25 protein-coding genes and 1 tRNA gene are annotated in these 23,072 nt (G+C 65.2%); 18 read left to right on the top strand and 8 right to left on the bottom strand.

The annotated features are described in order from the left end of the window. The first annotated feature begins 6 nt into the window (after window positions 1-6). From GGC65_RS16270 to GGC65_RS16245, 6 genes are all read left to right on the top strand, one after another. A complete protein-coding gene (locus GGC65_RS16270) occupies window positions 7-678 on the top strand; it encodes a DUF969 domain-containing protein (protein ID WP_192648110.1) in 672 nt (223 codons plus the stop codon). Beyond that, a complete protein-coding gene (locus GGC65_RS16265) occupies window positions 675-1,613 on the top strand; it encodes a DUF979 domain-containing protein (protein WP_192648109.1) in 939 nt (312 codons plus the stop codon). Before GGC65_RS16270 ends, GGC65_RS16265 begins: the two co-directional genes overlap by 4 nt. Window position 1,614: 1 nt before the next feature. Beyond that, window positions 1,615-2,607 carry a DUF2891 domain-containing protein gene (locus tag GGC65_RS16260; RefSeq protein WP_192648108.1) on the top strand — a complete coding sequence of 331 codons (993 nt, stop codon included), beginning with the start codon at window positions 1,615-1,617 and terminating at the stop codon, window positions 2,605-2,607. A gap of 169 nt (window positions 2,608-2,776) precedes the next feature. Beyond that, on the top strand, window positions 2,777-3,793 hold the full coding sequence (locus tag GGC65_RS16255) for a LacI family DNA-binding transcriptional regulator (protein ID WP_192648107.1): 1,017 nt from the start codon (window positions 2,777-2,779) through the stop codon (window positions 3,791-3,793). An 89-nt stretch (window positions 3,794-3,882) separates the two neighbouring features. Beyond that, window positions 3,883-5,064: a GGDEF domain-containing protein gene (locus tag GGC65_RS23745; protein WP_192648106.1), complete on the top strand. Its 1,182-nt coding sequence runs from the start codon at window positions 3,883-3,885 to the stop codon at window positions 5,062-5,064. 86 nt (window positions 5,065-5,150) lie between these two features. Further along, on the top strand, window positions 5,151-5,639 hold the full coding sequence (locus GGC65_RS16245; RefSeq protein ID WP_192648105.1) for a hypothetical protein: 489 nt from the start codon (window positions 5,151-5,153) through the stop codon (window positions 5,637-5,639). A gap of 12 nt (window positions 5,640-5,651) precedes the next feature. Here the strand turns inward: GGC65_RS16245 and GGC65_RS16240 are convergent, their stop codons facing one another. After that, window positions 5,652-6,113, bottom strand: coding sequence for a Rid family hydrolase (locus GGC65_RS16240; protein ID WP_225940857.1), 462 nt, complete (start codon window positions 6,111-6,113; stop codon window positions 5,652-5,654). 221 nt (window positions 6,114-6,334) lie between these two features. On the opposite strand from GGC65_RS16240, the gene GGC65_RS16235 reads away from it, so the two are divergent. Further along, window positions 6,335-6,502 (top strand): Flp family type IVb pilin, encoded by a 168-nt coding sequence (locus GGC65_RS16235; RefSeq protein WP_192648104.1) that lies wholly within the window; start codon window positions 6,335-6,337, stop codon window positions 6,500-6,502. Window positions 6,503-6,560: 58 nt separating this feature from the next. Here the strand turns inward: GGC65_RS16235 and GGC65_RS16230 are convergent, their stop codons facing one another. Beyond that, window positions 6,561-7,163, bottom strand: a complete 603-nt coding sequence (locus GGC65_RS16230; protein ID WP_192648103.1) for a hypothetical protein — start codon at window positions 7,161-7,163, stop codon at window positions 6,561-6,563. A gap of 377 nt (window positions 7,164-7,540) precedes the next feature. Between GGC65_RS16230 and GGC65_RS16225 the strand changes: the two genes are divergently transcribed. The 4 genes from GGC65_RS16225 (at window position 7,541) to GGC65_RS16210 (ending at window position 12,587) form a co-directional block, all read left to right on the top strand. After that, window positions 7,541-8,671: a three-Cys-motif partner protein TcmP gene (locus GGC65_RS16225; RefSeq protein WP_318780179.1), complete on the top strand. Its 1,131-nt coding sequence runs from the start codon at window positions 7,541-7,543 to the stop codon at window positions 8,669-8,671. Next, the gene (locus tag GGC65_RS16220) at window positions 8,671-9,426 is read left to right on the top strand and encodes a DUF5131 family protein (RefSeq protein ID WP_192648102.1); all 756 of its coding nucleotides are present in this window, start codon (window positions 8,671-8,673) and stop codon (window positions 9,424-9,426) included. Before GGC65_RS16225 ends, GGC65_RS16220 begins: the two co-directional genes overlap by 1 nt. 139 nt (window positions 9,427-9,565) lie before the next feature. Further along, complete coding sequence (gene acnA / locus GGC65_RS16215; RefSeq protein WP_192648101.1) at window positions 9,566-12,238, top strand: aconitate hydratase AcnA; 2,673 nt, start codon at window positions 9,566-9,568, stop codon at window positions 12,236-12,238. Window positions 12,239-12,311: 73 nt separating this feature from the next. After that, window positions 12,312-12,587 carry a CBU_0592 family membrane protein gene (locus GGC65_RS16210; protein ID WP_192648100.1) on the top strand — a complete coding sequence of 92 codons (276 nt, stop codon included), beginning with the start codon at window positions 12,312-12,314 and terminating at the stop codon, window positions 12,585-12,587. Here the strand turns inward: GGC65_RS16210 and GGC65_RS16205 are convergent. After that, the gene (locus tag GGC65_RS16205; protein WP_192648099.1) at window positions 12,584-14,038 is read right to left on the bottom strand and encodes an amidohydrolase family protein; all 1,455 of its coding nucleotides are present in this window, start codon (window positions 14,036-14,038) and stop codon (window positions 12,584-12,586) included. The two genes, GGC65_RS16210 and GGC65_RS16205, sit on opposite strands and share 4 nt — an antisense overlap. 163 nt (window positions 14,039-14,201) lie before the next feature. Further along, complete coding sequence (locus GGC65_RS16200; RefSeq protein WP_192648098.1) at window positions 14,202-15,338, bottom strand: acyl-CoA dehydrogenase family protein; 1,137 nt, start codon at window positions 15,336-15,338, stop codon at window positions 14,202-14,204. A gap of 149 nt (window positions 15,339-15,487) precedes the next feature. Here GGC65_RS16200 and GGC65_RS16195 point away from each other — a divergent pair, with 149 nt between their 5' ends. Continuing rightward, complete coding sequence (locus GGC65_RS16195; protein WP_192648097.1) at window positions 15,488-16,201, top strand: winged helix-turn-helix transcriptional regulator; 714 nt, start codon at window positions 15,488-15,490, stop codon at window positions 16,199-16,201. Here GGC65_RS16195 and GGC65_RS16190 read toward each other — a convergent pair. The 4 genes from GGC65_RS16190 to GGC65_RS16175 form a co-directional block, all read right to left on the bottom strand. Next, window positions 16,202-16,277 (bottom strand) — tRNA-Val (locus GGC65_RS16190). An 82-nt stretch (window positions 16,278-16,359) separates the two neighbouring features. After that, on the bottom strand, window positions 16,360-17,331 hold the full coding sequence (locus GGC65_RS16185; RefSeq protein ID WP_192648096.1) for a magnesium and cobalt transport protein CorA: 972 nt from the start codon (window positions 17,329-17,331) through the stop codon (window positions 16,360-16,362). Between the two features lie 72 nt (window positions 17,332-17,403). Next, the gene (locus GGC65_RS16180) at window positions 17,404-17,916 is read right to left on the bottom strand and encodes a hypothetical protein (protein ID WP_225940856.1); all 513 of its coding nucleotides are present in this window, start codon (window positions 17,914-17,916) and stop codon (window positions 17,404-17,406) included. A gap of 39 nt (window positions 17,917-17,955) precedes the next feature. After that, window positions 17,956-19,002: a MarR family transcriptional regulator gene (locus GGC65_RS16175; protein ID WP_225940855.1), complete on the bottom strand. Its 1,047-nt coding sequence runs from the start codon at window positions 19,000-19,002 to the stop codon at window positions 17,956-17,958. A gap of 232 nt (window positions 19,003-19,234) precedes the next feature. On the opposite strand from GGC65_RS16175, the gene GGC65_RS16170 reads away from it, so the two are divergent. The 6 genes from GGC65_RS16170 to GGC65_RS16145 are packed head-to-tail and all read left to right on the top strand — an operon-like array spanning window position 19,235 to window position 23,006. Beyond that, window positions 19,235-19,813, top strand: coding sequence for a thermonuclease family protein (locus GGC65_RS16170; RefSeq protein ID WP_192648095.1), 579 nt, complete (start codon window positions 19,235-19,237; stop codon window positions 19,811-19,813). A gap of 47 nt (window positions 19,814-19,860) precedes the next feature. Beyond that, entirely contained in the window at window positions 19,861-20,238 is a 378-nt protein-coding gene (crcB, locus tag GGC65_RS16165) for a fluoride efflux transporter CrcB (protein WP_192648094.1), read from the top strand. After that, window positions 20,235-21,467: an RluA family pseudouridine synthase gene (locus GGC65_RS16160; RefSeq protein WP_192648093.1), complete on the top strand. Its 1,233-nt coding sequence runs from the start codon at window positions 20,235-20,237 to the stop codon at window positions 21,465-21,467. The genes crcB and GGC65_RS16160 overlap by 4 nt, the downstream gene beginning before the upstream one ends. Next, the gene (locus GGC65_RS16155; RefSeq protein WP_192648092.1) at window positions 21,467-22,087 is read left to right on the top strand and encodes an FMN-binding negative transcriptional regulator; all 621 of its coding nucleotides are present in this window, start codon (window positions 21,467-21,469) and stop codon (window positions 22,085-22,087) included. The genes GGC65_RS16160 and GGC65_RS16155 overlap by 1 nt, the downstream gene beginning before the upstream one ends. Further along, complete coding sequence (locus tag GGC65_RS16150) at window positions 22,084-22,320, top strand: hypothetical protein (protein ID WP_192648091.1); 237 nt, start codon at window positions 22,084-22,086, stop codon at window positions 22,318-22,320. Before GGC65_RS16155 ends, GGC65_RS16150 begins: the two co-directional genes overlap by 4 nt. Beyond that, a complete protein-coding gene (locus GGC65_RS16145) occupies window positions 22,317-23,006 on the top strand; it encodes an ATP12 family chaperone protein (RefSeq protein ID WP_192648090.1) in 690 nt (229 codons plus the stop codon). The genes GGC65_RS16150 and GGC65_RS16145 overlap by 4 nt, the downstream gene beginning before the upstream one ends. Window positions 23,007-23,072: the final 66 nt, after the last annotated feature.

Below are 23,072 nucleotides of genomic sequence, written 5' to 3'. Positions count from 1 at the left end.
TCGATCATGCTCGTCCTGATCGGCATCCTGATCATCATCGCGGGCTTCCTGCTCCGCTTCAATCCGCTGCTCGTCATCATGGCTTCGGCGCTCGCGACCGGGCTCGCCGCGGGGCTCGACATCGCCGCGATCATCGCCGCCTTTGGCAAGGCATTCAACGACACGCGCTATGTCTCGATCATCTGGATCGTCCTGCCGGTCATCGGCCTGCTCGAAGCCTACGGCCTGCAACAGCATGCGCGCAGCCTGATCGACCGGATGAAGGGCGCGACGCTCGGCCGTCTGCTCACCGGCTACCTCCTGCTCCGTCAGGCGATGGCTGCGGTCGGCCTCACCTCGGTCGCGGGCCATGCGCAGACCGTCCGCCCGCTTGTTGCCCCGATGGCCGAAGCCGCCGCCGAGGCACGCAACGACGCGCTCACCGACGACCAGCGCGAGGAAGTGAAAGCCTTTTCGGCCGCGACCGACAATATCGGCCTCTTCTTCGGCGAGGATATCTTCCTCGCGATCGGCTCGATCCTGCTGATGAAGGGCGTGCTCGAAGGCTATGGCTATCAGATCGAGCCTTTGCACTTCTCGCTCTGGGCGATCCCGACCGCTATCGCCGCCTTCATCATCCACGGCCTCCGCCTCCGCCGCCTCGAAAAGCGAATGATGAAACAGGGGGCCGGCGCATGATCACGCTCGGCTTCGTCTATGTCCTCGCGGGCCTGACCTTTGCGCTCTTTGCGGTCCTCGGCCTCCTCGACCGCACCAACCCCAAACGCTTTGGCAACGGCATCTTCTGGGGCCTGCTTGCCCTCTCGATGCTGGCGGGCGATTATCTCGGCGACTTCGGCAACGGCCTCCTCGTCCTCGCGCTCGTCGCGATTGCGGGCACCGGCCAGATCGGCCGCGCCCCCGGCGGCGACGTCGCCCCCGAGGTGCAGGCCGAACGCGCCGCAAAACACGGTCCGTTCCTGCTCCTCGTCGCGTTGATCATCCCTGCGGTCGCGCTCGCAGGCACCTTTCTGTTCAAATGGCTTCCCGGCCTCGCCGACCCCAAGCAGGCGACCTTGATCTCGCTCGCGCTCGGCGTGCTGATCGCGCTCGCCGTCGGCATGGCGCGCCTGAAACCTCCCGCTCTGCTTCCGCTCCAGCAGGGGCGCCGCCTGCTCGACGCCGTCGGCTGGGCCGCCATCCTGCCGCAGATGCTCGCCAGCCTCGGCGCCGTGTTCGCGCTCGCCGGCGTCGGCGAAGTCGTCGGCGATCTCATCGGCACCACGATTCCCGAGGGCAGCCTGTTCGGCGCAACGCTCGCCTTCGGGATCGGCATGGCGCTGTTCACCATGGTGATGGGCAACGCCTTCGCGGCTTTCCCGGTGATGCTCGCGGCGGTCGGCATGCCTTTGCTCATCAAGCAATATGGCGGCGACCCCGCGGTGGTCGCGGCGATCGGCATGCTCGCAGGCTTCTGCGGCACGCTGATGACCCCGATGGCAGCGAACTTCAACCTCGTCCCCGCAGCGCTGCTCGAACTCAAAAATCCCTATGGCGTGATCAAGGCGCAGATCGGGACCGCGCTGCCCTTGCTCGCGGTGAACATCCTCTTCATCTGGCTCTTTGCATTCTGACATGACCCACCTCACCCCCGACCACGCCACGCGCTTCGCGACCGCGACCCTCTCGCACCTCGGCCGCGAATATCCGTACAAGATGGACCTCGTCCTCAACGGCCCCGAGGATGCGAAGCCCCCGCGCGAGCATCACCCGATCTTCCACGGCAGCTTCGACTGGCATAGCTGCGTTCATGGCTGGTGGCAGATCCTCCGCCTCGCGCGGCGCTTCCCCGACCTCCCCGTCGCCGCCGAGATCCGCACGCGAGCAGACGACATGCTCGTCCCCGAAAAGGTCGCGGGCGAGCTGGCCTTTCTCTCGCGCCCCTATTCGGCCGCGTTCGAACGCCCCTATGGCTGGGCGTGGCTGCTCGCGCTCCATGCCGAGACCGAACGCCATGATGCCCCCTGGGCGACCGCGCTCGAACCGCTCGCGCTCGCCTTCGCCGAGCGCTTTCACGCCTTCCTGCCCAAGCTCACCTATCCGCTGCGCGTCGGCACCCATTTCAACATCGGCTTCGCGCTGCTCCTCGCCCGCCACTGGGCTGCGAGCCACGACCTCGCGCTCGTCACGTTGATCGACACCCGCGCCCGCGACTGGTTCGGCGACGACCGCGACTGTCAGGCGTGGGAGCCCGGCGGCGACGAATTCCTCTCCTCCGCGCTCACCGAGGCGCATCTGATGGCGGTCGTCCTCGGCGACGATTTCCCCACATGGTTCGACGCCTTCCTGCCCCGCGCCGCCAGTGAACAGCCCGCGACGCTCTTCACCCCCGCCACCGTCTCCGACCGCAGCGACGGCAAGATCGCGCATCTCGACGGGCTCAATCTCAGCCGCGCGTGGAGCTGGCGCGCGGTGGTGTCGGCGCTGGGGCCGGCGCACCCCGTCGCCCCGGTCGCCGAAGCCGCGGCGCAGCGCCATCTCGCCGCCGCACTCCCCCACGTCACCGGCGACTATATGGGCGAGCACTGGCTCGCGAGCTTCGCGCTGCTCGCGCTCGACGGCCTTTGAATTTGCTTCATCTACCTTCGTCACCCCGGACTTGATCCGGGGTCCATAGCAATGGCGCGCGAATGGATGCCGGATCAAGTCCGGCATGACGAAGCGTGGACGCTACCTGCCGACATTGACAAGCCCGCCCGGCGCAGCAACAGACGGCGCTAGGGGGAGGAAGCCAGAGGTGAACGGAAAGATGCTGCGTCCCACATCGTTCGACGTTGCCGAGCGCGCCGGCGTGTCGCAATCGACCGTCTCGCGGGCGCTTCGCAACAGTCCCGGCGTCAACGCCGAAACGCGTGCGCGCGTCTCCGCCGCGGCGCGCGAACTCGGCTATGTCGTCGACCGCCACGCCTCGTCGCTGCGCCTCAAAAGCAGCGAGACGATCGCGCTCGTCACCATCTGCCGCCCGGGCGAGGATCGCAGCGCGATCAACCCCTTCTATTTCGCACTGCTCGGCAGCATCGCCGCCGCAACCTCGGCGCGCGGGTTCAACCTGCTCGTCTCCTTCCAGGAAAATGCCGACAATTTCCGCGCCGATTTCGTCGCCTCGGGGCTCGCCGACGCGATGATCGTCATCGGCACGACCAGCAACCGCGAAGCCTGGCAATATTTCGCCGAGGCACAGGCGTCGGGACTCGACTTCGTCTGCTGGGGCAGCCCGGGCAGCCCCTTCCACTGGATGCGCAGCGAGAATGATATCGGCGGCCAGCTCGCGGCCGAGCATTTCATCAGCACCGGGCGCCGCCATATCGCCTTCGTCGGGCCGCAGCAGTCGCCGCAGCGCCAGTTCGACGAACGCCGCGACGGCTTCACCGCGGCGCTTGGCCTCCACGGCATCACCCCCTTCGTCGCCGAGCCGCCCGCCGCCGCCGACCGCCATGCGCAGGGCGTCGCCGCGGTCCACGCCCTGCTCGAAGCGCACCCAGAAACCGATGCGATCTTCGCCGCTTCCGACATGCTCGCCTTGGGCGTGCTGCAGGGGCTGAAGGACGCCGGACGCCGCGTGCCCGAGGATGTCGCCCTGATCGGCTTCGACGGTATCCGCGCCGGCACGCTCGCCGACCCCGCGCTCACGACGCTCGAACCCGACCTCGACGCCGCCGGCGAGGCGCTTGTCGCGATGGCGCTCGAGGATGACGAACGCACGCGCAGCGGCACCCGCATCCCCGTCCATCTCGTCGTGCGCGGTACCGCATAAGACCGCGTTACCGTGACTTAACTCCCCGAAAAGTAACAATTCGTTATCCAGGGCGCTGCTACCCAGGGGCGGGGGCAGAAAGCGGTAGTGTGAACGGACAATTTTTCATCTCGCTGCTCAACCCGGGCATCGGCCTCCTGTTCGCCACCGCCTTTTTCCTGCTGTGGCTGAACCGGCGCGAGCGCTACGTCGCCTACGCCGCCGCCGCCTACATCGCCTCCGCCCTCGCCTTCCTGATCCTCGACGTCGGCCCCGTGCTGCCGATGGAGCTGCAGCGGCTGCCCGCCAATATCGGCTTCCTTTTGACCGGCATCTTCTTCGCCGCCGCGATCATCCAGCGCTACGCGCTCCCCGTGCCCTGGCGCGCGATGGGCGTCACCGCGATCGCCGCGACCGCCGCCTTCACCTGGTTCCTGCTCGGCCACCCCAGCATCGCCGCGCGCATCCTGACGATCAGTATCGGCGCGGGCATCATCGCGATCATGGTCGTCGTCGTGCTCTGGCCCGTCGAAAAGCGCCACCTGATCGACCGCGTCCTCTTCTGGGTCGCCGCCTTCTCGGCGCTCAACCTCATCGTTCGCCCCGTCGTGCTGCTCTCGCTCACCGGCGGCTTCGACAATTATGTCGGCTTCCAGCAGTCGGTATACTGGACCACCGTCCAGTTCACGCAGGCGATGGTGTCGATCGCCGCGGCGATCAGCCTGATGGTCGCGGTCGCGATCGACCAGATTGCCGAGCTGCGCCGCGCCGCCGACGCCGACAATCTCTCGGGCCTGCTCAACCGCCGCGGGTTCGAGGCGCAGGCGGACGCCGCGCTCCGCCGCTGCATCGACGCCGACACCCCCGTCGCGCTGATGATCGCCGACCTCGACCATTTCAAGCGCGTCAACGACAATCACGGCCACGCGGTCGGCGACGCGATCATCGCGGCGTTCGGCGCGCACGCCCGCGCCATCGGCCCCGCGAACATGGTCGCGGGACGCATCGGCGGCGAGGAGTTCGCGCTGCTCGTCCCCGGCGCGAGCATAGAGGCCGCGCGCCAGCTCGCCGAGGCGGTCCGCACCGGCCTCGCCGCCGCGTGCGCCGACCGCATCCCCGCCCGGCTCTGCCCGACCGCCAGCTTCGGCATCGCGATCGGCGCCCCCGGCGCTACCCTCTCGGCGCTGATGGAGGAGGCCGATCAGGCGCTCTACGAAGCCAAGCGTATGGGCCGCAACCGCGTCCGCACCTTCACCCCCAAGCCGGTCCGCCTTGCCGCCACCTGTGGCTGAGCCCGCTTGTGATCGCCGGCACTGCAACCAAAAGGCGCGTCTGCTGTTTTGAGTGCGATTCCAACGGGAAAGAAAGGAAGCCCGCGGTGCGGACAGCGATTTTTGCGAGCGTGATGATGATGGCAGCGGCGGCGGCACCGCAGCTTCAGGCAAAGGAGGCCGCGGCCGACCTCGACGCCTATGTCGGCAAATATCCGTTCGACGTCGTGAACGGCCACCGCTTCCTCGATCATCCCGCCGTCAAGGCCGCGATCGCCGCCGCCGTCCCCGATGCGAAACAGCGCGCCGCGGTCAAGTTCGACGACAATGGCCTCGGCCTGCCGATCGTGAAGGTCGCCGGCGGCCGGCTCCTCGTCTGGGGCGGCGCTTGGCGCGCCGAGGATCGCTACAACTGGTCGGTCGTCATCGCCCCCGACGGGTCAAAGCCCGAGGTCTGCATCTATGACGGCGTCGGTTATGGCGAGGATTTCCAGTCGGCGCAGTGGTTCGAACCCGGCCAGCCAAGCATCATGAAACAGGGCAGCTGCCCCTCGTCCGCCGAGGATTATCCCGCTGCCGATATCGCCGCGGGGTAAGGCCGGCGGCGCCTATTTCGCCGGGCGCCGCGCGACGACCTTGATCTCGACCACCGCGCTCGGCTCGTACAATCGCGACACGCCGATCGCGGTCCACGCCGGAAGGGGCGCCTTCACATAGCGGTTCTTCACCGCCGCAAAGCCGTCGATATGCGCCGCAAGGTCGGTGTGAAAGGTCGTGATGTCGACGACATCGTCCCAGCTCGCCCCCGCACGCGCCAGCGTCGCCGCGATATGTTTGAAAGCGCGCTCATAGCCCGCGACGAGCCCCGCCGCGCCCTCGCCCGCCGGCGCCGCGACCACGCCCGACAGGTAAATGGTGTCGCCCGCGATCACCGCATCGGCATAGCCCACCGCCTCCTGAAAGGCGCGCGCCTCGGCATTTTCGGACATCAATACCTTGTCCGCCTCGCGCGCCGTCGCGGGCGCCGCGACCAGCCCGGCCGCCATCATCGCTATCGTCGTCCACCGCATGATCCGCATCCCTCATTTTTCGGCCTGAAACGCCGCCAGCCTGACAGCGCGCGGGCGCGATGGCCAGCCCCTGCCGCCGGGCCCGATCACACGCTCCGGTCCGCTCCACATTTATCTCGCTTATCAGCGCATTAATCCTCTTCCGCAGGAAAAGCCGCAGCCCCGCCGCGCTATTCCCGCCCCGGGACCATGGACGGAACACAGGACAAGGGAACAGGAACATGCGGACCATCGGAACAGCAGACCTCCTCCGCGACGACCACGCGGCGGCGGCGATCGAATATGCGCTGATCGCCGCGCTGATCGCGCTCGCGTGCATCATCGCCTTCCAGTCGCTCGGGCTCAATCTCGCGAACATCTTCAACACGATCAACAATGCGCTGAGCTGAGCGCGGACCCCAGTGCTGACCTGAGTGCTGACCCGAGTGCTAACCTGGGCCGGCGGGGCTAGTCGTCCCGACCCGGGTGGATCGTCGCGCCGCATTCGTCGCACAACATGCGCTCCCATCCGCGCTGCTTGCGCAGGATGGCGAGCCGCGCGATGATCGCCGCGTCGGTCTCCTCGGACGTCGGCCGCTGCACCTTGCCGCCGTCGCGCCCGTCAAAGGTGATGCCGCCGTAAAACTCGTCGACCGACAGGAAACGGTGCGCGACCGCCGCGGGCAGCACATAGGCCGCGGCCTCCTCGGCCGTCAGATGCAGATTCTGGCCGCCTTTCAGGTCGCCGCGCTTGATCAGCAGCCCCAGCATCGAATCCGACGGCATGATCCGCCGCTCGACCTCGCGCCCGTCCCGAATGACGACCATCTCGCGCCCCGCAACCGCGCGCTCGTAAGCGACCGCCTCCAGCCCGCGCAGCGCCCGCGCGATCGCCTCACCGCACGCCGTGTCGAACGGCGGAAACAGCGCACGCGACCGGTTGACCGAGGTCGTGCTGACCCCCGCCACCCGCGCCGCATCGGTGACGCACCCCGTGCGCCCCAGCGTCGCGAGGAACACCCGCGTCCGCGCCGCCGTCCACCCGTCCGACCGCACGCGCAGTCCCGGCATGAAGGGATTCTCCCGCTCGCGAACCCCGGACTTGATCCGGGACCCAGCCCCGCCGCGCGCCTTGCTCCCCTCCCGCTTGCGGGAGGGGGTGCGAGACTTGCCAGCTCGCTGGCTAGTCGCAGCAGGGTGGGCCCCCTCTCCCACGCCGCCCTTCTCCCCCGATTTCCCCCGCGAATCCAGCGCCGCCTCACGCCCCATAGCTCCATCTCCCGAATCACATGGAATGAATCGGAATGATTTTGAACCTATTTGGATAATGTAGGAAAGGATTATTTTCCTTACGTCGCTCTCGAAAGCTCCGATGCCGATCAAATTTCGTTCTTATTTTGTTTTCATCGTGCTAATCTCGCGTTCGAGAAATTCCGGGTGGAGGCATCGTGGCAAACGCTTTCTTCGACGAGCAACGTGATCAATCTCTTGTTAAAGCTGCAATTGTGTCGAAATATTTTGACGCTTGGAGCCGAGTAATGATCGCGAATGCGAACCGACTTCCGATATCACGGCTCGCATATATTGACTTGTTTGCTGGCCCAGGGCGTTACAAAGACGGTTCTAAATCTACGCCTCTAATGGTGCTAGAACGAGCGATAGCCGAACCAGAACTGGCCTCACGTCTAGTTGCGATGTTCAACGACGCCGATCCAGAAAACGTTGCCTCCCTTGCTGAATCCCTTCAGAAAATTGATGGAATTGATAAGCTCAGAGTAGCCCCGAAAGTCCTCTGCACGGAAGTCGGCATCGACGCGACAACGATGTTCCAGAACACGCAGGGCTGTCCCACGTTTTCGTTCATAGATCCTTTCGGATATAAAGGACTATCTCGCGGCATAATTCAGTCTGTCATACGGGAATGGGGCTGCGATTGCGTATTCTTCTTCAACTATAGCAGAATAAATGCCGGAATTAACAACGACTCAGTCCGTCATCATATGGACGCGCTGTTTGGACGAGAGCGCATTGCGCGAATGCGCGCTCATCTTCAGAACGCCAATCCCGTTGAGCGCGAAGCCTTCATTCTAGAAGAGTTGGCTCAAGCACTTCAGGAGATGGGCGCCACCTATATGTTGCCATTCCGTTTCCGGAGGCCCGATGGGAGCCGCACATCTCATGCCTTGGTCTTTGTTACAAAGCATCCTTTGGGGTACTCGATAATGAAGGGGATCATGGCAGGAGAAAGCTCGACCGAAGATCAAGGGGTGCCCTCGTTCGAATATTCACCCGCTGATGCCAGATGTCCGCTATTGTTCTCACTCAATCGTCCATTAGACACGTTGTCTGGAAGCCTGATGGATAAGTTTGCAGGCCGAACACTCAGCATGAAGGCCATTTTTGACGCCCACAACGTAGGCACGCCCTTCATCGAGAGGAACTACAAACAAGTGCTCAATCAATTGGAATCAGAAGGCAAGATCGTGGCCAACCCACCCGCCGATCGGCGCCCCAGCCGGAACGGCGAAAGGACTTTCGCCGACAAGACACTCGCTACATTCCCCCAGAAAGCCGGATAATGGGAAGCGCATCATCGATCGAATGGACTGACGCTACTTGGAATCCGGTAGCTGGCTGCAATGTTCTCTCGGCTGGCTGCACCAATTGCTACGCCATGAGAATGGCTGCCCGCTTAGAAGTCATGGGCCAAGATAAATACAGAGGAACGACGAGAAAGTCTGGAAACCGACGGGTTTGGACCGGAAAGATCGTACTTGACGAAAATTCCCTTACTGCTCCGCATTCTTGGAAAAAGGGAAGGATGGTCTTTGTAAACAGCATGTCCGATTTGTTTCATGACGGGGTTCCGCTGGCGTTTATCCAAAAAGTTTTTGAAGTGATGCGCGCGACGCCGCGGCACACATATCAAATTCTCACAAAGCGCGCTGACCGGCTCGCAGAGGTTTCCCATCTTATTGAGTGGCCAGCCAACGTTTGGATGGGCGTCAGTGTTGAAAACGAGGAAGTCGCGTGGCGCATCGATAAACTCCGGATGAGCGGAGCGAAGATCAAGTTCCTATCGTGCGAGCCGCTGATTGGCCCTCTTGAACGCCTGAATCTTGATAAGATCGATTGGGTCATTGCCGGAGGCGAAAGCGGACCGGGCGCCCGGCCGATGGCTTCGGAATGGGTACGCTCAATCCGCGACCAATGTCAGCGTCAGCGCGTCGCCTTCCACTTCAAGCAGTGGGGAGGCGCAGTCAAATCGAAGCATGGCAGAGAATTGGACGGCCGAACTTGGGACGAATGGCCGCGTAGGATCGTGACGGCTTAGCCCACCCCCTTGCATTTCCCCGCCCCCGGCGTAAGGCGGCGCGGACATAAACCTGCGCGTGCGACTCCGCTTTGCCCCGCTCTCCCGAACGGGCATCGGCGTCATTTCCCCGCCGCGCCAACACGGGGACTGCAATCCTATGACCACCACCGGCCACGACACGCTGGGAACCCGTTCGACGCTCGACGTCGGCGGCAAGAGCTACGCTTATTATTCGCTCGACAAGGCCGCGGCCCAGCTCGGCGACGTTTCGCGCCTGCCCTTCTCGATGAAGGTGCTGCTCGAAAACCTCCTCCGCTTCGAGGATGGCGGCTTCACCGTGTCGAAGGATGATGTGCAGGCGCTGGTCGACTGGCAGAAGGACCCGCATTCGAACCGCGAGATCCAGTATCGCCCCGCGCGCGTGCTGCTTCAGGATTTCACCGGCGTTCCCTGCGTCGTCGACCTCGCCGCGATGCGCGATGCGATCGCAAAGCTCGGCGGCGACACGACCAAGATCAACCCGCTCGTCCCCGTCCACCTCGTCATCGACCACTCGGTCATGGTCGACGAATTCGGTCATCCCAAGGCGTTCGAACAGAATGTCGAAATCGAATATTATCGCAACGGCGAACGTTATGACTTCCTGAAATGGGGTTCGAAGTCGCTGTCGAACTTCAAGGCGGTGCCCCCGGGCACCGGCATCTGCCACCAGGTCAATCTCGAGCATATCGCGCAGGCGGTGTGGTCGAGCGAGGACGGCGCGGGTGAAACTGTCGCTTACCCCGATACCTGCGTCGGCACCGACAGCCACACGACGATGATCAACGGGCTCGGCGTGCTCGGCTGGGGCGTCGGCGGGATCGAGGCCGAGGCCGCGATGCTCGGCCAGCCCGTGTCGATGCTCATCCCCGAAGTCGTCGGCTTCAAATTCACCGGCGCGCTGAAGGAAGGCGTCACCGCGACCGACCTCGTGCTCACCGCGACGCAGATGCTGCGCGCCAAGGGCGTCGTCGGCCGCTTCGTCGAATATTTCGGCCCCGGCCTCGCCTCGCTGTCGCTCGCCGACCGCGCGACGCTCGCCAATATGGCGCCCGAATATGGTGCGACCTGCGGCTTCTTCGGCGTCGACGACAAGACGCTCGATTACATGCGCCTGACCGGCCGCTCGGAAGAGAATATCGCGCTGGTCGAGGCCTATGCGAAGGCGCAGGGGCTGTGGATCGTCGATGGTGCCGCGGACCCCGTGTTCACCGACACGCTCGAACTCGACCTCGGCAGCGTCGTTCCGTCGCTCGCGGGGCCGAAGCGTCCGCAGGACCGCGTCTCGCTTCCCGAGGTCGACGATGTGTTCAACGCCGACATGGCGAACACCTATAAAAAGACGCAGACGCGCGTTCCGGTCGCGGGCGAGGATTTCGACATCGGCGACGGCGACGTCACCATCGCCGCGATCACCAGCTGCACCAACACGTCGAACCCCGGCGTGCTCGTCGCCGCGGGCCTCGTCGCGAAGAAAGCCGACGCGCTGGGCCTCAAGCCCAAGCCGTGGGTCAAGACCTCGCTCGCCCCGGGGTCGCAGGTCGTCACCGACTATCTCGAGAAGGCCGGGCTGCAGAAGCATCTCGACAATATCGGCTTCAACCTCGTCGGCTATGGCTGCACGACGTGTATCGGCAATTCGGGGCCGCTGGCGGAGCCGATTTCGAAGGCGATCAACGAGAATGGCCTCGTCGCCGCGGCGGTGATTTCGGGCAACCGCAACTTCGAAGGCCGCGTGTCGCCCGACGTGCGCGCGAACTTCCTCGCCTCGCCGCCGCTCGTCGTCGCCTATGCGCTGAAGGGCACGGTGATCGAGGATTTCACCACCACCCCGATCGGGCAGGACCAGTCGGGCAACGACGTGTTCCTCAAGGACATCTGGCCGACCAACCAGGAAGTCGCCGAGACGGTTCAGGGTGCGGTCGACCGCGACATGTTCGAGGCGCGTTACGCCCATGTCTACAAGGGCGACGAGCATTGGCAGAAGATTTCGGTCGAGGGGTCGGACACCTATCAGTGGCGCGCGGGCTCGACCTATGTCGCCAACCCGCCCTATTTCGAGGGCATGTCGATGACCCCGGCGCCGGTATCGGACATCGTGAACGCAAAGCCGCTCGCGATCCTCGGCGACAGCATCACGACCGACCACATCAGCCCCGCCGGCTCGATCAAGGCGGACTCGCCGGCCGGAAAATGGCTTATGGAACATCAGGTTAGCAAGGCCGACTTCAACAGCTACGGCGCCCGCCGCGGCCACCACGACGTCATGATGCGCGGCACCTTCGCCAACATCCGCATCAAAAACGAAATGGTCCCCGGCATCGAAGGCGGCATGTCGCGCTACGGCGCCGAGGTCATGCCGATCTACGACGCCGCGATGCGCCACAAGGCCGACGGCACCCCGCTCGTCGTCATCGCCGGCAAGGAATATGGCACCGGCTCGTCGCGCGACTGGGCGGCGAAGGGCACCAACCTGCTCGGCGTCCGCGCCGTGATCGTCGAAAGCTTCGAGCGTATCCACCGCTCGAACCTCGTCGGCATGGGCGTGCTGCCGCTGCAGTTCCTCGACGGCCAGAGCCGCGAGACGCTGGGCCTGACGGGCGACGACCAGTTCACGATCACCGGCGTCGCGGACCTCAAGCCGCGCCAGACTGTCACCGTGAACGTCACGCGCGCCGACGGTTCGACCTTCAGCTTCGATACGCTCTGCCGCATCGATACCGCGAACGAGGTCGAATATTATATGAACGGCGGCATCCTGCACTATGTGTTGCGCAAGCTTGCGGCCTGACGCCGCATATAGCTGATGCTATGAGCGCCCGCCCCCTCACCGGGGCGGGCGTTTTCATTTGGAGAGGGAGCGCATGAGCGCGGAGATCATCGTCATCGAAGCCATCGGCTGGGCCGCCGCCGCGACCATCCTCGCCGCTTATGTCCTGCTGTCGATGGGCAGGCTCGAAGCGCGCGGCTATCTCTATCAGTGGATGAACGTCGTCGGCGCGGGCGGCTTCATTATCAATTCGGGATACAATGGCGCGATCCCGTCGGCGGTCCTCAATGTCATCTGGGCCGGCATGGGCCTCTTCACCCTGTGGAGCGTGTGGCGCGCGCGGCAAGCGGCACGCGCGATCCTCCCTTAAGGCTTAGCCGCCGCATTCCACGCCGCGACCTTCGCCCGCGTGTCGGACAGCATCTTGTCGAGCGCGGCACGGTCCTGCACCGCGCCCCGCACGACCACCGCATCGATCGCGCGCGTCGCGGCGATGTCTTCGAGCGGATTCTGCGTCAGCAGCACAAGGTCGGCCGCCATGCCGGGCTTCACCGCACCATAGCGATCTAGCCAGCCGAACCACGCCGGGCCCGCGCGCGTTGCCGATGCCAGCGCCTGCGCGGGGGTCAGCCCCTTCTGCTGGAACAGCTCCACCTCGTCATGCAGGCCAAAGCCCGGATAATTATAGCTGTTCAGGAAACCCGCATCGGTTCCCGCGATGATCGGCACGCCAGCTTCGGCAAGCATCGGCAGGATCGTCGCGACATCATCGATCTGCTTGTGCCGCGCCGCGATTGCCGCCGCGTCGGCCTTCGCCGCGCGCTCGATGCGCCAATCATAGGTCTTGCGCAGCTTCGGCCCGATATAGGCAAGCCCGGCATCCTTCGAATGATCGTCGCGGTCGAGATAGGCGATGATCCGGCTACCGTTCAGCGTCGGGGTGACGAACACGCCCTTCGCGGCGAAGCGGCGATAGGCGGCCATCGCGGTGTCGCGGTCGAAGCCAGCGTCGAGCCGGCGGTTCGCCTCGGCGCGGTCGATGCGCTTCGCGGCAAAATCGGCGGCGATCAGGGCCTCGTCCTTGGCTCCCGCATTATAAGCATAGTCGAGATGCTCGATCGAACTGATCCCCGCATCGACCGCCTGATCGACCGTCAGCGCCATCGGGATATGCCCCGACGTCTTGAGGCCCAGCGCCTTGGCCCTGGTCAGCGCGTAGAGGAACAGTTCGGGTTTCAACGTGCTGTCGGTGATCTTGACGAAATCGACCTTGTCGCGCGCCTTGAGGCGGTCGAGCGCGGCATCGACATCGGCGGTGCTTCCGACCTCGATCGTGCCCTTCCACACCGGCGCGATCCCTTCGATCTTCGCGCCCGAGGTCAGCAAGCGCGGGCCGAACAGACTACCGTTCGTGATTTCGCTGCGCCACGCGAGCACCTGCTCGGGCAAATCCCCCGAACAGTCGCGGATCGTGGTGATGCCGTTCGCGACATAGAGCGGCAACAGCGCCTTATTCTCTTCGATCAGGTCGGGCCCGCCGCCGAAATGGACATGCATGTCCCACAGGCCGGGGATCAGGAAGCGGCCCTTGCCGTCGACCTTCTGCTTTGCACGCCAGCCGCGCGCTATGTCGGCGTCCGAACCGACCGCGACAATGTCGTCGCCGTGCAGCACGACCGCCTGATCCGCCAGCGCCTTCGCCGCCTCGACGTCGATCAGCGTGACGTGACGGATGATGACATCGCCCTGCTTCTGCGCCGCGAGGGCAGGTTGCCCCAGAACAAGCAGCGGGGAGGCAAGGACGGCAAGCAGGCGTTTCATCGCGGGGGAACCTTTCCAGACAGAACTGCCCCTTAACGCCGCGGCGGCCCATCCAACAAGGCTCGAAATACTGGCTGGTCCCCGCACGAGATTGCAGGGCGAATGTCGCGCCGACATTCGCCCTGCAATCCGTTTCCAACCGCCAAAAGGGGTGTGGAGCGAACTACCCGTCGATATCGAGCCCCAGCGCCAGACGGCCGCTCAATTCGCGCTGCGCGGGTTCCTGCAGCGGGTGGAAGCGCGCGCCCTGCACGTCACGAAACGCGCGTTCGACGATCGAGCCCTTATAGAAAGCGCCGCCGCCGGCGACTTCCATCGCGAGTTCGGCGGTGCGGATCGCGGCGCGGCCCGCGACCGTCCGCCCGGTCATCACCGCGCTCGTCGTTTCCGGTCCGGGCGTGGCGCTTTGCGCCGTGGCAATCATCGCGGCGAGCGCGGTTTCGGCGGTCCAGAACGCATTCTGCATTTCGCCGGTCAGTGCGACGAGCCCGGCGTTCGCCGGCTTGCGCCGTGCGGTCTCGATCGCCGCATCGCGCGCGCCCTCGGCGACGCCGAGATAGGCCGAATAGATCAGCGGGAAGGCGATCATGCTGATGATGTGGAACAGCGGGTGCCATTTGCCCTGCGGCCGGCGGCCCGACACGGCGGCGTCGGCAAGGAATACATCCTTGATCTCGACATCGTGCGATCCGGTGCCGCGCATGCCCATCGTGTCCCATGTGTCGAGGATCGTCACGCCCTCGGCCTTGAAGGGCAGACCGAAATGCAGGACGGTCGCCCCCGCTTCGGGGTCGTCATAGACCGCGCTCGTCATCAACAGGTCGCCCGCCTGGCAACCGCTCGAAAAGACCTTGCGCGCATTGATCAGGAAACCGCCCTCGACCTTCGTCGCGGTCCCGCCGCCTTGCAACCAGTCCGACCCGCCGCTCGACACGAGCAGCAGATTTTCGGCGGCCACGCGGCGGAGCAAGCCGTCGGTCGGCGCCTGCATATGCTGCCAGCGCCAAGCGGCCACCGCCACCTGATGGCAATGCATCGAGAAAGCGAGCGCGGTCGACCCGCAGCTTTTCCCGAGCCGGCGGACGATGCCGCACAGCGTCGCATAATCGAGCCCGTCGCCGCCGAGTTCGACGGGCACCGCCGCGCCGATCAGCCCGGCTTCGCGGAGCAGGTCGTAATTTTCGGCGACGAAGCTCTTGTCGTGGTCGTGCGCGGCGGCCGAAACGCCAATTCGCTCGGCAATCCGGTCGGCGATCTCGTACCAATAATCCTGCGTCTTCGTTTGTGCTGCAATCAACATGTTCATCTCCTAAGCATTCCCTTGCTGGCGATGGTCATGACGGCTCGGTAAAGCGGCGGATAGTTCAGGAACTGAATCGACCCGATACAGAAACTGAACTCGCCTCCCCTGCGACTCATGCGGTATATCGGCGCAAAGAGGAGTGTATCATGGCGAATGCCAGTTACGGTCAATTCTGCCCCGTCGCGATGGCGGCGGAGATATTGTGCACGCGCTGGACGATTGTCCTTGTCCGCGAACTCGCTGCAGGATCGACCCGTTTCAATGACTTGCGACGCGGCGTGCCGCGCATGTCGCCCGCGCTCCTGTCGCAGCGGCTGAAGGATCTGGAGGCGGCGGGCATCGTCTTTCGCGCGCCCGTCGCGCGCGAATCGGGCGTGTTCGACTATCGATTGACCCGCGCCGGGCTCGAACTGGCGCCGGTGGTCGAGGCGTTCGGCGTCTGGGGCAAGCGCTGGATCGACGGCGATCTTTCGCTCGAACAGCTCGATGTACAGCTGTTGATGTGGGACATGCGCCGCGGGCTGGTCGTCGACCCGATGCCCGACCGCAAGGTGATCGTGCAGTTCCGCTACGCCGAGCTCCCCACCGACCGGCGATCATGGTGGCTGGTGGTCGAGCCCGATCAGGAAACCCAGCTCTGTTCGGTCGATCCCGGGGCCGATGTCGATCTTTATGTCTCGGCCGACCTCAAGACGATGACCGCGATCTGGATGGGGTATGATACGCTCGCCGAAGCGCTTGGCGATGGTCGGCTGCTTCTGACGGGCGACGACGCGCTCGCCAAAAGCATCGAATCCTGGCTTGGCCTCAGCCCCTTTGCCAAGACCCGGCCCGCGCTGACCGCCGAAGCGGCCGAATGATGGTGGGCGATGACGGGCTCGAACCGCCGACCCTCTCGGTGTAAACGAGATGCTCTACCAACTGAGCTAATCGCCCCTTCCCATGTCGACAGACGTCGCCATGTGCGGGAAGCGCGCCCTGCCATAAGCGTCCGCCGCTGGCAAGCGCATCGCGCGCGTCAGAGCCAGCCGATGTGCTTGAAGCGCCAGAAAACGAGCCCCGACCCGCCGAAGATCAGCGCCAGCGCGAACGGATAGCCAAAGGCCCAGTCGAGTTCGGGCATGAATTCGAAATTCATGCCATAGATGCCGGCAATCGCGGTGGGCACCGCGAGGATTGCGGCCCAGGCCGCGAGCTGGCGCGTGATCACGCCCTGCCGCTGCTGCTCGAGCAGTGAGTTGGTGTCGAGCACCGATGCCGCAATGTCGCGCAGGCTGGCGAGGCGGAATTCGGCGCGCGATACATGGTCCCAGATATCGCGAAAAAACGGCCGGACCGCCGCATCGATGTTGGGCAGATCGTCGTCGGTGGCGAGGCGGTTGGCGACGTCCTTCATCAAGCCGACAAGCCGCTGGAAACGGATGATTTCGTGCCGCTGGCGATAGAGATGGCGAATCTCATCTGCATCGAGCGGCGTGTCCATGACACTTTCCTCGACGATCAGCATCTGGTCCTCGATCGCGTCGATGACCGGAAAATAGCCGTCGATGATGAAATCGAGAATGGCATAGAGCACATAGTCGGGGCCGTGCGCGAGCTTGAGCGGCAAGCTTTCGAGCCGCTGGCGCACCGTCGTATGCGTGCGCGCTGAACCGTGGCGGACGGTGACGAGGAAATGCGGCCCAGCAAAGATAGCGGTTTCGCCGGGTTCGATCGTATCGCCTTCGAGGTTGGCGGTGCGCGCGATGATGAAGAGCTGGTCGCCATAGACCTCGACCTTCGGGAGTTGGTTCGCCTTCAGCGCATCTTCCACCGCGAGCGGATGGAGGCCGAAGCGCTTGGCGATGCCCTCGAGCTCGCCGGGGGTCGGTTCGTAAAGGCCTAGCCAGAAGAAGTCGCCGGTGTCGCAATCGTCGGGAATGATGTCGTCGGGCCCGAGCTCGCGGACAAGCTGGCCATTGTTATAATGACGCGCGGCCATGATCGGCATTGGCGCAAACTCCTTCGATCGGGCGTTCGCCATAATGCGCCGCGACCGCAAGGGAAATGGCGAAGACGCCGACTAGATATCGCGGCTGTCATAGGCCCATTGCAGCAACGCCTGCCGCTGTTTCGGCCGGCAAAAGGGATCGCCCGGTTCGCAATGCTTGCGCACTTGCGCGGCGTGGCGCCGGAACGCACGCCAACGCCCGATCTGACGATGGTCCTCGCCCGGCATCCGCCGCCCCGAATAATATCGGCAATACCATTGAAACCAGCCGCGCGGATCGTCGGGATGGATCCACCCCTTCTGGACCCAGACGTGCAAGGGAACGCTCGCCCGGATGCCGAAATAGTTGAGCGAGCAGTCGGGGCGCTCGGGCGAAAGCTTTGCCTTCTCGAACCAGCTCGCCGGAAATTCGGCGGTGCAGTCGGTCATATATTTGCCGCAGAATATACCGAGCTCCAGCATCTCGGCGGGCGTGAGTTCGGGTTCGAAATCGGGGTCGAACGCCTTCCCCATCGGGGCCGTGCGCGTATAGCGATAGCCCTGTTGCATCCGGTCGTTCACGACCACTTCGACAGCATCCTTCATCGGCCGAAGCCTAGGCGCCTCGATCGATGCGGGCCATGTCTATTCGTCCAGCGCCTCGAAATAACGGGCAAGCGCATCATACGCGCCTTCGGCCAGCGCGATGAAAATGCGGCGGCCGTCGTGCGGGTCGTCCTCGCGCAGGAACAGGCCCGCATCTGTCATCGTCTTGATCCAGCGCAGCGCGGTCGTCGCGGGAACCGCGGCGGCGATGCACAGGCTCGACACCGACACCGGCTGACGCTCGAGCCGCGCGGCATAAAGGTCGAGCAGCATGTCCCACGCCGGATCGGCGAACAGGTCGGCGGGGAAATATTGTTCGCGCATCCGTCGCTGGCGCAGCATCCGCCGCACCGCCTTGGCGCGCTGCCGGTCGAGCACCCGCTCTTCGGGAACGAAGCTGCGCGGCATCGCCGCAAAATCACGTCCCGGCGCGCGTACCTGTCCCACATGGTCGGCCACATCGTCGCTTCGCGGCGCAAAGCCTGTGGGGGTGCCGGGAAGCCCGCCCCTTTGCCCCGCGAGGTCGCCGAGTAAACGCGAAATGCGCGCCACCTCTTCCTGCAACCGGTCGATCCGCTCCATCGCATCGTCGCGCGCGATATCATGGAACACCGCATGCCGCGTCCGCCGCGCCGCCGCCAAGGCGACAAGCCGGTCGGTCGGATCGGCGTCGACGAGAAATTGTACGGGAAGCGACGCGGGGATCGCCGCGACCACGCGATCGAGCGCCGCCAGCGAGGTTTCGCAAACAAGGTTGCAGCCCTGCTCGCCCACGGCGGCGCAGATGTCGCCAAGCATTTCGCCTTCGATCGTGTCCGCCGCCGCCAGCCAGACGATATCGAGCGTGGGATTTTGCCGGATCGACCCCGCCGCGCGCGACGGCGGACGCGTCATGGCGAGCCGCACGTCCGGGAGCGATGTCGTGTCGGGCACATCGGTCGGCGCGCCGACGAACAGCAAGGGCGACGCGACACCGTCGCGAGCGGGCCCGCCTATCGCGCGGGGCGGCCAGGTCGGCTCCGTCCCGAAGCCACTCAGCAAAAGCGCCGATGTGTCGCGCCCGATCGATGTTTCATGGTCCATCATGCTGCCTACCCCGTTTCATCGCTCCACCCTGGTGTAACCATGCCGTCATTTCGGCGATATTCACCTTTTGTTCGTTCCTATTTGCCGCCAATCCGGACCCAAGCTTGGCTGCTGCATGAGTCGGCGTCTGTCAGCCGGAAGGGAATTGGTCCGATTTGGACATGATTTGTTCTCATCGTCAACAGATAATTCACGCTTGCCAAGCCGCCGGAGCCGGGTCAGTCGAGGCGCGATGGTTTCGGGACCCTCTTCGCTCACGCGCCTCCGCTGGCGGCGCCGTTTCCGGTCGCTGCTCGCGATTCTGCTGCTCGCCGGGCTCGCCCTTGTTGCATGGGCGTGGTTGCCGGCGCCCGCCCCCGCGGTACCGCTCGTCCATGTGATCGACGGCGACAGCCTGACGGTCCGGCAGGATGATGCTCCGCTGACGATCCGCCTGACCGGCATCGACGCGGTCGAATATCGGCAGGATTGCGCTCGCGGCGCCGTCCGCTGGCCGTGCGGGCGCGAAGCACGCACAGCGCTCGAAAAACTGGCGGGGCGCGGATCGCTCTATTGCGAGGTGGCGGCGAAGGATCGTTACGACCGCACGCTCGCCGCGTGCCGTACCGCGCCCTCCCCCGACGGCGTCGACCTTGGCGCCGAGATGGTCCGGCAAGGTTGGGCGGTCGCGACGAGCGAGGCCTATATGGTCGAGGAAGCCGAAGCGCAGGCGAAACGGCGCGGCATATGGCAGGGCGGCTTCATGCGCCCCGAAAACTGGCGCGCGACCCACGAACGCCCGGCCACTGCGCTGGCGCCGCCCGACGCCTGAAAATGGCGCGCTATGCCTCGCGCCCGTTTCCGGCTAGGGCGAGCCATATGAACAGCCTGTTTCCCGTCATGATCGGCGGCGCGATCGGCGCCGGGACCCGCCATCTCGTCGGGCAGGCGATGCTCGCGCGGCTTGGTCCCGGCTTCCCGTGGTGGACGCTGTCGATCAATATCGCCGGCAGCCTGCTGATGGGCCTGCTCGTCGGCTGGCTCGCGCGCAGCGGCGGCGGCGACACCACGCGGCTGTTCGTCGGCGTCGGGATTCTCGGCGGCTTCACGACCTTCTCCTCTTTCAGCATGGAATATTGGATGCTTTTCGAACGCGGCCAAAACGCTCAGGCAGCCGCCTATGTCCTCGCGTCGGTGATCGGCGCGATCGCCGCCTGCGGGCTCGGCCTGTTCCTCGTGCGGCAGGTGCCGGCATGAGCGAGCCCAAGACCAATCTCGACGGCGCAACGATCGCCGAGGAAGACGACGGCATCCGCCTCGACCGCTGGTTCAAGCGCCACCGCGAAGGCACGCCGCACGCGCTGCTCGCGCGCTGGGCGCGATCGGGACAGCTGACGCTCGACGGTAAGAAGGCTGATGTCTCCGACCGCATCGCGACCGGACAGAAGCTGGTCATGCCGACCCCGCCGGTCGAGGCCGAAGCGCGTCCGGCGCGCAAGGGACGCCCGCTGACCGACGCCGACATCGAACTGGCGACGGGAATGGTGATCCACCGCGACGCCAGCGCGATCGTGCTCAACAAGCTGCCCGGCCTCGCGACGCAGGGCGGCACCAAGACCGAGCAGCATGTCGACGGCCTGCTCGACGCGCTGAAATATGATGGGCCGGTCCGACCGAAACTCGTCCACCGGCTCGACAAGGACACGTCGGGCGCGCTACTGATCGCGCGCACCCCGCGCGCCGCCGCCTATTTCGCCAAAAGCTTTTCGAACCGCAGCGCCAGGAAGACCTATTGGGCGATCATCGTCGGCGTCCCCGACATCCAGCAGGGCGAAATCGACCTGCCGCTCGCCAAGCAGCCGGGGTCGGGCGGCGAGAAGATGCACGTCCACGATAGCGGCCTCGCGTCGAAAACGCGCTACCGCGTCATCGAACGCGCCGGGAACAGCGCCGCGTGGGTCGAGCTGCAACCGCTGACCGGGCGCACGCACCAGCTCCGCGTCCATATGGCCGCAATCGGTCATCCGATCGTCGGCGACGGCAAATATGGCGGCAAGGGTGCGTTCCTCACCGGGACGATCAGCCGCAAGATGCACCTGCACAGCCGCCGCCTGCGCATCGACCATCCCGACGGCGGCGCGATCGATATCAGCGCCGAGGTGCCCGAGCATTTTGCCGCGAGCCTCGACGCACTCGGCTTCGACTTGCTGCTCGGCGAGGTCGGGACCGATGATGTCACCAAGGGCCCCCCGCCGAAAGCGGCAGCAAAGGCGGCCGCCAAGGCGCACAGCAAGCAAATCCGCAAGGCACGGCGCGGCGAACGGCGCGGCCGCACCGCCGACAGCAAGCCGACCGATTTCGTCGGCAAGCCGAAGCCCAAGGCGAAAGCGAAGCCGGGCAAGCCCGGCAAGCCGGTGTCCGGGAAACCCGCGGGCAAGAAGCCGAGCGCGAAGAAGCATTCGGCGCGACCACCCAGAGCGGGCTGATGCATCCCAATAGCGCTTTTCGTCCCAAGCAGGACGATCTCGCCGAATTGCTCGTGCGCGAGATCGGCTTTGCCGCGATCTTCGCGACCACCCCCGACGGGCCGCGCGTCGCGCATGCGCCGGTTGTGCTGAGCGACGACCGGACGACGCTGCAATTCCACCTCGCGCGCGGCAATGCGCTCACGCGCCATCTGGCCGGCGCGAATGCGCTGGCCGTCGTGCAGGGCCCCGACGCCTATGTCAGCGCGAGCTGGTACGCCGACGCCGATCAGGTGCCGACGTGGAATTATGTCGCGATCGAGATGGAAGGCGTGGCACGCAAACTCGACGATGCCGAACTGGTCGCACAGCTCGATACCTTGTCCGCTCGGCACGAAGCGCGCGTCGGCGCCAACCCGCCTTGGACGCGCGACAAGATGAACCCGGCGCTGTTCAGCAAGATGACCGGCGCGATTATCGGGTTCGAAATGCGGATCGCCGCGTGGCGCCCGACGATCAAGCTTTCGCAAAACAAGTCCGCCGACGAACGCGGACGCGTAATCGATGGGGTCGAGGCGACCGGCCATGGTGCGCTCGCGCAGTTGATGCGCCACCTCGGCGGCGATAGGGAGGGCGCATGAGCCAAGCCGACGACGCCCTCGCCAAAAAACGTTTCTTCGCCCTCTCGATCATGCGCCTGATGGGCGCAGCCTTCATCGCGATCGGTTTTATCCTGATCGGCGGCGGTTTCGCGCTGGCCGGCCAACCGACCGACCGCTGGATCGGCGTCGCGATCGTGCTGGTCGGCGCGTTCGATTTCGCGGTTATGCCGCTGCTGCTCGCGCGCCGCTGGCGGTCGCCCAAAGAGCTGTGAAGCGCTTCTGGAAAGAGGTCGCCGTCGTCGCGGAGGACGGCGGCTGGGGCATCGCGCTCGACGGGCGTCCGGTGCGCACGCCGCAGCGCGCCCCGCTCGCCGTCGCAAGCGCCCCGCTGGCCGAAGCGATCGCTGCCGAATGGCGCGACGTGGGCGAGACGATCGACCCCGCAGCCATGCCGATGACGGGCCTGACCAACGCTGCGATCGATCTGGCAACACCCGACCTAGCCGCCTTTGCCGGACCGATCGCGGCTTATGCCGAGAGCGACCTCTTCTGTTATCGCGACGCGCGCGATGCGGCACTGCAAGCCGAACAGGCGGCGGCGTGGAACCCGCTGCTTGCTTGGGCCGAAGCGCGGTACGACATCGAATTTACGCTGACGCAGGGCGTGCTGCCCGTCGACCAGCCCGAAGCGACGATCGCGACGCTACAGGACATGGTTTTCGCGCAGGACGCCTGGCGGATCACCGCGCTGACGCCGATCGTGACGATCGGCGGATCGCTTGTCGCGGGCCTCGCCTTGCTCGAAAACGCCGTCGAAGCCGACGCCTTATGGGAGGCCGTCAGCCTCGACGATCTCTATCAGGAACGCCGTTGGGGCGCCGACAGCGAAGCGCAAAAAGCACGTGCCGCGCACAAGCGCGACTGGGACAATGCGGCGCGGTTTTTGAGCCTGCTGTAACTCGCGAGACCCGTTTGCATCGAGCGAAGTCGAGATGCCCATCGGCTTGGCGCCATCTCGACGGGT

It is taken from the genome of Sphingopyxis sp. OAS728, assembly GCF_014873485.1.
Lineage (GTDB): Bacteria > Pseudomonadota > Alphaproteobacteria > Sphingomonadales > Sphingomonadaceae > Sphingopyxis.
The sequence above is the reverse complement of the archived record's forward strand: the minus strand, read 5'-3'. Positions and strand labels throughout refer to the sequence as shown.

Bases quoted from the DNA above. Each gene is read 5' to 3' on its own strand.
- GGC65_RS16235 (WP_192648104.1), top strand. From the start codon at position 6,335: ATGCGGACCATCGGAACAGCAGACCTCCTCCGCGACGACCACGCGGCG.
- GGC65_RS16170 (WP_192648095.1), top strand. From the start codon at position 19,235: ATGGTTTCGGGACCCTCTTCGCTCACGCGCCTCCGCTGGCGGCGCCGT.
- GGC65_RS16205 (WP_192648099.1), bottom strand. From the start codon at position 14,038: ATGAAACGCCTGCTTGCCGTCCTTGCCTCCCCGCTGCTTGTTCTGGGG.
- GGC65_RS16150 (WP_192648091.1), top strand. From the start codon at position 22,084: ATGAGCCAAGCCGACGACGCCCTCGCCAAAAAACGTTTCTTCGCCCTC.
- GGC65_RS16210 (WP_192648100.1), top strand. From the start codon at position 12,312: ATGAGCGCGGAGATCATCGTCATCGAAGCCATCGGCTGGGCCGCCGCC.
- GGC65_RS16270 (WP_192648110.1), top strand. From the start codon at position 7: ATGCTCGTCCTGATCGGCATCCTGATCATCATCGCGGGCTTCCTGCTC.
- GGC65_RS16260 (WP_192648108.1), top strand. From the start codon at position 1,615: ATGACCCACCTCACCCCCGACCACGCCACGCGCTTCGCGACCGCGACC.
- GGC65_RS16175 (WP_225940855.1), bottom strand. From the start codon at position 19,002: ATGATGGACCATGAAACATCGATCGGGCGCGACACATCGGCGCTTTTG.
- GGC65_RS16195 (WP_192648097.1), top strand. From the start codon at position 15,488: ATGGCGAATGCCAGTTACGGTCAATTCTGCCCCGTCGCGATGGCGGCG.
- crcB (WP_192648094.1), top strand. From the start codon at position 19,861: ATGAACAGCCTGTTTCCCGTCATGATCGGCGGCGCGATCGGCGCCGGG.
- GGC65_RS16230 (WP_192648103.1), bottom strand. From the start codon at position 7,163: ATGCCGGGACTGCGCGTGCGGTCGGACGGGTGGACGGCGGCGCGGACG.
- GGC65_RS16155 (WP_192648092.1), top strand. From the start codon at position 21,467: ATGCATCCCAATAGCGCTTTTCGTCCCAAGCAGGACGATCTCGCCGAA.
- GGC65_RS16200 (WP_192648098.1), bottom strand. From the start codon at position 15,338: ATGTTGATTGCAGCACAAACGAAGACGCAGGATTATTGGTACGAGATC.
- GGC65_RS16180 (WP_225940856.1), bottom strand. From the start codon at position 17,916: ATGAAGGATGCTGTCGAAGTGGTCGTGAACGACCGGATGCAACAGGGC.
- acnA (WP_192648101.1), top strand. From the start codon at position 9,566: ATGACCACCACCGGCCACGACACGCTGGGAACCCGTTCGACGCTCGAC.
- GGC65_RS16265 (WP_192648109.1), top strand. From the start codon at position 675: ATGATCACGCTCGGCTTCGTCTATGTCCTCGCGGGCCTGACCTTTGCG.
- GGC65_RS16240 (WP_225940857.1), bottom strand. From the start codon at position 6,113: ATGCGGTGGACGACGATAGCGATGATGGCGGCCGGGCTGGTCGCGGCG.
- GGC65_RS16220 (WP_192648102.1), top strand. From the start codon at position 8,671: ATGGGAAGCGCATCATCGATCGAATGGACTGACGCTACTTGGAATCCG.
- GGC65_RS16185 (WP_192648096.1), bottom strand. From the start codon at position 17,331: ATGCCGATCATGGCCGCGCGTCATTATAACAATGGCCAGCTTGTCCGC.
- GGC65_RS16160 (WP_192648093.1), top strand. From the start codon at position 20,235: ATGAGCGAGCCCAAGACCAATCTCGACGGCGCAACGATCGCCGAGGAA.